The sequence below is a fragment of the Rhodococcus sp. 14C212 genome (assembly GCF_011058195.1).
Taxonomy (GTDB): domain Bacteria; phylum Actinomycetota; class Actinomycetes; order Mycobacteriales; family Mycobacteriaceae; genus Rhodococcus; species Rhodococcus aetherivorans.
In genome coordinates this window covers 1-6569 of the sequence record NZ_JAALEH010000163.1, presented here as the reverse complement: position 1 = coordinate 6569, position 6569 = coordinate 1, and the positions used below count along the sequence as shown (strand labels likewise).

Here is a 6569-nt window from a genome sequence, read left to right as displayed (position 1 = left end):
ACGTGCGCAGCGGCCCGGCGTCGTTGCTGAAGGGGCACCCCGGTCTGTCCGGCATCGCGGCCGCGAGCGGTGACGACCGCTGGTTCTACGGGTACACCGGCGACCTGGCGTTCGCGGTGTTCGTCGCCAACGCCGACGGCGGAGACCGCGCGGTGAAGATGGCCGACATGTTCCTGCGGGAGCTGGGCAAGCCGCCCGCCGACCGCTGACCGCCGCCGCCCTCGGCGGACCGGCCGAAGCGGACCCCGGTACGTTTGTCGTTCGTGACCCCTGTCGACCTGCTGCTGCTCGCGGTCGCGGGGTTCTTCGCCGGGCTCATCGGGTTCGTCACCGGCCTCGCGTCCATCGTGTCGTACCCCGCGCTGCTCGCCGCGGGGCTGCCGCCCGTCGCCGCCAACGTCACCAACACCGTCGCGATGGTGGGGGTCGGCGTCGGGGCGCTCGCCAACTCGACCCGCGAGGTCGTCGACACCGGCCCGCGGCTGTGGCGGTGGACCCTGTACTCGGCGCTCGGCGGACTCGTCGGTGCCGTCGTCCTGATGTGGGCGCCCGCGGGGTCCTTCGAGACGGTCGTGCCCTACATGGTCGCGTTCGCCTCGCTCGCGCTGCTGGCCCAGCCCCGGATCCGCGCCCTGTCCGGGAGCCGGGACCTGCCCCGGACGTACTCGGCGCTGCTGTTCGTCGTGGCGGTGTACGGCGGCTACTTCGGGGCGGGTGCGGGTGTCGTCTTCCTCGCACTCACCCTGATCTGCACCTCCGAGCACATCTGGCGCGCCACCGTCCTCAAGAGCTACCTGCTGGGGGTCGCCAACCTCGTCGCCGCGATCGGCTTCGCCGTGTTCGGCCCCGTGCACTGGGGTGCGGCCGCCGCGATGGCGCTCGGCGCCGTCGCGGGCGGCTGGTGCGGGCCGCCCGTCGTCCGGCGCATCCCACCCGAGGTGCTGCGGGTGACGGTCGCGCTCGCCGGCCTCGGGCTCGCGGTGTGGCTGGCCGTGCGGTGAGAACCGGTCAGTGCACTCCGCGCATCATCCGCCGGATCCACGGTGACAGCAGCGCCAGCACGACGCCGATCGCGATCGAGCCGAGGCCGACCCAGGCGAAGTACGGCTTCTCGTTCGCCTCGTCGTAGTACTTGGCGAGGGTCCCGGCCATGGCCGTGCCGAGCGCTACCGACAGGAAGAACAGCGCCACCATCTGGGTGTGGAAGTTGCGCGGGGCCAGTTTCGTCGCCAGCGACAGGCCCACGGGGGAGAGCAGCAGCTCCGCGAACGTGAACAGCAGGAGGATGCCCGCGAGGCCGAGCAGGGGGGCGCTGTTGGGGCCGCCGCCGGACATCGGGATGAAGCACAGGAACGCGATGCCCATGATCACGGTGCCCATCGCGAACTTCACGGGCGACGACGGCTGCCGCGGGCCGAGCCGGGTCCAGACGGCCGCGAACACGCCCGCGAACACGATGATGAACACCGGGTTGATCGACTGCACCCACGCCGGCGGGAAGTCCCAGCCGAACAGGTTGCGGTCGAGCCTCTTGTCGGCGTACACCGCGACGGTGGTGAACTGCTGCTGGAACAGCGACCAGAATGCCGCGCTGGCCAGGAACATGGGGATGAAGCTGATCACCCGGCTGCGTTCGACGGCGGTGATCTGCCGGCTGGACAGGATCACGACGAAGTAGACGACGGACGCGGCGACGGTCGCCGCGACCACGACGTCCGACAGGTTGTCGACGGTGACCAGCCCGGTGGCGAACAGCGCCGCGATCAGCGCGACGGCCAGGACGGCGGTGCCGGCGGCCCTGGTGCGCCGGTCGGCGGGCAGCGGGTGCGGCGGCGTGGCACCGATCCCGCGCAGGTGCTTGCGGCCGAGGGTGTACTGGATCAGGCCGAGTGCCATGCCGATGGCGGCCAGGCCGAAGCCGTAGTGGAAGCCCAGCTCGGTCTGCGCCCAGCCGGTGAGGAGCGGGCCGATCAGCGCACCCAGGTTGATCCCCATGTAGAAGATCGAGAAGCCGGCGTCGCGCCGGGTGTCCTGCTCGTCGTAGAGATCGCCGACCAGGGAGGTCGCGTTGGCCTTGAGGCCACCGCTGCCGACGGCGACGAACACCAGGCCCACCGCCACGCCGCCGAGACCGGGGAGCAGCGCCAGGGAGATGTGGCCGAGCATGATGAGGATCGCGCTGTAGAACAGCGTGCGCTCGGAGCCGAGCAGCCGGTCGGCGATCCACGCGCCGAGGATCGTCGACAGATAGACCGTGCCGCCGTACGCGCCGACGATCGACGTGGCGGCGAGTTCGCTGATCCCCAGTCCGCCGTCGGCCGCCGAGTAGTACAGGTAATAGATCAGGATGCCCTGCATGCCGTAGAAGGAGAACCTCTCCCACATCTCGACACCGAACAGGTTGGCCAGCGCGAAGGGCTGACCGAAGAAGGTGCGTTCCTTCGTCCGATCGGGGGGCGCGGCGGTCTCGCTCATGGCTGACACTCTGACACCGCGGCCACATCCGGCGCGCGGCTTTCGGGGGTCCGGAGGTTCCCCTCCGCGGGAGCGGGGTCAGGCGGCGTCGACGCGACGCCGCAGCCACAGCCCGGCGAGCAGGCGCCAGCCGAGCAGGAACACGCCCAGCACGATCGACGCGACGACGATGAACGAACCGGCTGTGCCCTGCCCCGTGACCACGCGCAGCAGCATCCCGACGATCACGGTGGACACCCAGGCGATCACGCCGGTCGGCACGACCAGCCACGGATCGAACTTCTCCTTGTAGAGGGCCGCCGTCGCGAGCCATCCGACGGTGAGGCCGCCGAGGAACGGCCACGCGGTGTTCGCCAGTCCCGCCAGCGTCAGCCCCTCGTCGTGACTTGCGCGCCCGAGGGCGGCGAACACGATGACCAGGACGACGTCGAGCAGGGCCGGTGCGTACTTCTTCACGTCGTCCAGCGTAGGTCGCCGACGAAAGCGAGCGCCCTCCGGGACGGAGAGCGCTCGCATGTCGTGCGGGTGCGGCGGATCAGGCCTGCAGACCGGCCTCGATCTCGAGGTTGATGGTGATCTTGTCGCCGACAACGGCGCCGCCGCCCTCGAGCGGCATGTCGATCGAGATGCCGAAGTCCTTGCGGTTGAGAACGGTGGTGGCCTCGAAGCCCGCGACCGGGCCCTGGCCCATGCCCGGGTTCACGCCGTTGAACTCCAGCTTCAGTTCGACCGGCTTGGTGACGCCGTGCAGGGTGAACTCACCGTCGACGACATAGTCGCTGCCGGCGGCGCGCACGCCGGTGGACGTGAACGTCGCGGTGGGGAACTGCTCGGCGTCGAAGAAGTCGGCGGAGCGGATGTGGGCGTCGCGGTCGGCATTCTTGGTGTCGATGGACGTGACCTGGATCTCGGCGGCGACGGCGGGGGTGCCGTCCTCGGCGACGGTGATCGCGCCGGAGAAGTCGTTGAACGTGCCGCGCACCTTGCTCACGACGAGATGGCGGACGGTGAAGCCCACGGTGGAGTGGACCGAGTCGATGGCCCAGGTGCCGGCGGTGAGTCCGGGGAAGGTGGTGGTTGCGGTCGTCATGGGTGCTCCTCCGAGTCGAGTCTTGGTTGAAGTTTCAACCTTCGATGTGCACAACGATCGCATCGAATGATTGATTCCGCAACTACTTGAGATGTGAGGTGGATCACACTTCGTCACTCCGGCAGGGCGGTGCCCTCGCTCGCGGCCCGACCCCGCCGTCGCTCGAGCACCGAACGGGCGTGCTCCTCACGTTCGAGATCGGCGTCGATGTGCTCGTCGTGCTGGCTCGACCGGAACTTGGCGGCCACCACCGTCCAGCCGACCAGCGCGACCAGGATGAAGCTGACGCCCCGGTACACGAACACGGCTGCCAGGGCCTGTGAGGCGCTCATCCCCGCCGCGGTGAGGGTCGCGATCAGCGTGCCGTCGACGAATCCCAGCCCGCCCGGCGCCAGGGGGATGCTCCCCACCGCCTTGGCCGCCGCGAACGCGATCAGCAGGCCCGGCAGCGACGGCTCACCGCCCACCGCCCAGCACGCGAACCCCAGGCACGCGACATCGAAGACCCGGTGCACGGCCGACCAGCAGATCGTCGCGAGCCCGTCGCGGCGACCCAGGTGTACCGCCTCGATCTGCCCGAGGACCTGCTCGAACTTCTCCATCCCGGTGTCCGCCGGCTTGCGCAGCAGGCGGTTGACGCGGGCGAGGACCCATTCCCCGGCCGACTCGACGGACGACGGATGCCGGGAGACGTACCGGACGGCGACGACCAGCGCGATCACGCCGGCGACCGACAGGACCAGCGTCACCGGGCTCACCCGCGTGCCCACCGCGAACGCCCCGCCCACGCCGACCGCCGCGAGGGTCACCGCCGCGATCACTCCCGAGACCGCCAGCTGCCACGACGCCACCACCGGCGTCGCACCCCAGCGCCGGGTCTGCTGGTAGGTGAACGCGGTGGAGAACACCGGACCGGCCGGCAACGTCACCGCCATCGCCGTGCTCGCATAGATCACCGACGCCGAGCGCAGGTGCCCGACGACGACCTCACCGGCACGCAGCAGCCGCCGCTGCACCTCCGCGAAGCCGCTCAGCGACAGGGCCTGCGCGACGATGCACGCGGCGAGCCAACCCCAGTGCAGCTCGGTCAGGGCGCGCCAGGAGTCGCTGAGCGTCGGCCACAGGTAGATGCCCTCGACCACCAGCAGGGCCACGAGGGCGACGGCGAGCAGCCACTTCACCCACCCGAAGCGGCCCCGGCGCCGCGCGGCGTCGGGTGCGGGCGGGTCACGTCGGGGCTGCGCCACAGGATTCAGCGTAGCCAAGCTGCCCGGAGGGTGGATCGTCCTTTTCGTCGCCGGGGGCCCCGGCCGTCCGTCACTCGTCGTGGCCCGAGTCCGGATACCGCACCGGCCAGGCGAGATGCGTCACCCGGCGCCGGCCGCGCAGCTGCACCTCGTCGCCGAGTTCCCAGTGGGCGCGTTCCTCGTCGTCGGCGAAGTACAGCGCGCTCGACGACGCGAGCACCCGGCTCGGACGCAGCTTCGCCAGCTCGGTCAGCCGCGACGCCTCGTTCACCGGATCGCCGATGACGGTGTACTCGAACCGCTCGGCCGCGCCGATGTTACCGGCCACCGCCAGTCCCGCCGAGACCCCGATGCCGATGTCGAGATCGGTGATCTCGTCGAGAGCGAACCGCAGTTCCCGGGCCGCCGCGAGCGCGGCGGTGGGCGCGTCGGGACGGTCCAGCGGAGCGCCGAAGATCGCCAGCGCCGCGTCGCCCATGAACTTGTTGACGAACCCGTGGTGCCGGTCCACGACGTCCACCACGACCCGGAAGAACTCGTTGAGCAGCTCGACGACCTCGCCGGGCGGGCGTTCGGCCGCCGTCGCCGTCGAGCCGACCATGTCCACGAACAGCACCGCGACGTAGCGGGTCTCCCCGCCGAGCTCGGTGCCGTACTGGAGGGCGCGGCGCGCCACGTCCTCGCCGACGTGCTGACCGAACAACTGCCGCAGCCGCCGCCGCTCGTCGGACTCGGCCATCATCCGGTTGAAGCCGACCTGCAGGCGCCCGATCTCGCTGCCGTCGAACACCTCGACCTGCACGTCCGTCGCGCCGCGCTGGACCCGTTCGATGGCCCAGCGCAGCTGCTTGACCGGATCGGAGATCTGGGCCGCGGTGAGCGACGACAGCACCCCGGCCAGGCCGATCGCCATGATCGACAGCGCGAGGACCGCCCACGCCATCGCGTCCGGCGGGAACTCGACGTCGGTGGTCAGCTGGGTGACGCACAGCAGCGCGATGCCGCCGGCCGGCATCAGCGTGCCGAGCCCCCACGTCATGGCGAGGCGGGTGCCGACGCCCGGCGCCAGGGTCCGGTCGAACTCCCCTTCGCTCAAGGCCCGCGCCGCGACCGGCCGCAGGATCCGCTCGCCCAGCATGTAGGTGAAGCCGAAGGTGCTCGTCGCGGCCATCGCGACGGTGATCGCCACCGCCACGGCGAGCTCCGGCATCTCCTCCGCGGTGAGGAACACGAACAGCACGCCGCCGAGGATCCACAGGACCAGGTGCACGATCGCCTGACGCAGTGGCGCGTGCAGCGCCGACATCTGCTCGGACCGAGTGGGTGGACCGCCGCGCAGCTGCCACCGCACCACCGACCGCAGCATCAGGGCCGCGGCCGTCAGGCTCACGATCCCCGCGAACACCAGATACACCGCGAACACCGCGAAGTTGCGGACGCGGTCCGCGATGATGTTCTCGTTCTCGGACAGCGGGATGCCGTAGCGGACGAATGCGAACACCAGCAGCGCGCCGAACAGGTTCGAGGCGCCCATGGAGGCCATATAGAGCGGCCAACGACTGCGCAACGTCGCCGCGACGGCTCGATAGGACCCCAACACGACATCAAATCAAACCACTGTGCCCACCGTCACAACGCGCCATGGTCGTGATCCGGGCGTTTCGGGCGGCTACTCTCAGCGCGATCACCGACCGGGAAAGGGAGCATCCACATGGTCCGGCGCCGAGCCGACGGCAGGCTGTCGCGCCGTGCCGCCG

The 6569-nt window shown here is 70.5% G+C and carries 6 protein-coding genes and 1 pseudogene; 2 read left to right on the top strand and 5 right to left on the bottom strand.

All coding sequences use genetic code 11. The annotated features are described in order from the left end of the window. Positions 1-209, top strand: a pseudogene (locus G6038_RS30030) (penicillin-binding protein); the annotation flags it as partial. A 54-nt stretch (positions 210-263) separates the two neighbouring features. After that, complete coding sequence (locus G6038_RS30025; protein ID WP_165042474.1) at positions 264-1001, top strand: sulfite exporter TauE/SafE family protein; 738 nt, start codon at positions 264-266, stop codon at positions 999-1001. 7 nt (positions 1002-1008) lie between these two features. On the opposite strand, the gene G6038_RS30020 is transcribed toward G6038_RS30025, so the two are convergent. The 5 genes from G6038_RS30020 to G6038_RS30000 form a co-directional block, all read right to left on the bottom strand. Further along, entirely contained in the window at positions 1009-2475 is a 1467-nt protein-coding gene (locus G6038_RS30020) for a peptide MFS transporter (protein ID WP_165042472.1), read from the bottom strand. Positions 2476-2553: 78 nt separating this feature from the next. Next, positions 2554-2931, bottom strand: a complete 378-nt coding sequence (locus G6038_RS30015; RefSeq protein ID WP_165042470.1) for a DUF3054 domain-containing protein — start codon at positions 2929-2931, stop codon at positions 2554-2556. Positions 2932-3010: 79 nt separating this feature from the next. Beyond that, positions 3011-3565, bottom strand: a complete 555-nt coding sequence (locus G6038_RS30010; RefSeq protein ID WP_165042468.1) for a YceI family protein — start codon at positions 3563-3565, stop codon at positions 3011-3013. 113 nt (positions 3566-3678) lie between these two features. Further along, on the bottom strand, positions 3679-4812 hold the full coding sequence (locus G6038_RS30005; protein ID WP_043802684.1) for a YbhN family protein: 1134 nt from the start codon (positions 4810-4812) through the stop codon (positions 3679-3681). Positions 4813-4882: 70 nt separating this feature from the next. Further along, on the bottom strand, positions 4883-6355 hold the full coding sequence (locus tag G6038_RS30000; protein WP_165042476.1) for an adenylate/guanylate cyclase domain-containing protein: 1473 nt from the start codon (positions 6353-6355) through the stop codon (positions 4883-4885). Positions 6356-6569 lie beyond the last annotated feature (214 nt).